We start from the raw sequence: 247 nt of genomic DNA, 5'->3' as shown, positions 1-247 counted from the left end.
GTCACGACATCCTGCGCGGCGCGCAGCACCTTGGAATGCGCGGGGTCCTTCAGCGCATGACGCAGGGCGTCGATCGCGTCGACATCGTCGGGACCGTCGGGAAAGTTCAGTGCCCGGATCAGGGTCGTGGCGTCCACCGGGGCGCCCTGGGCCTCGAACCGCAGGGCGGTCTGGCGCTGATCGGCGGTCTGGCGGGGCTTGGGCAGGGGGGCCGCGGGGCGGGGCGCGGCGGCCGGCTGCGGCTCGG

General features: G+C 74.9%; 1 pseudogene. It reads right to left on the bottom strand.

Annotated features, from left to right (window positions below):
* A pseudogene (locus TW83_RS21555) lies at positions 1–247 on the bottom strand (hypothetical protein); the annotation flags it as partial.

The organism is Paracoccus sp. S4493, assembly GCF_000967735.1.
In the GTDB taxonomy this organism is placed as follows: domain Bacteria; phylum Pseudomonadota; class Alphaproteobacteria; order Rhodobacterales; family Rhodobacteraceae; genus Paracoccus; species Paracoccus marcusii.
This window is presented reverse-complemented; position numbering and strand designations above follow the sequence as displayed.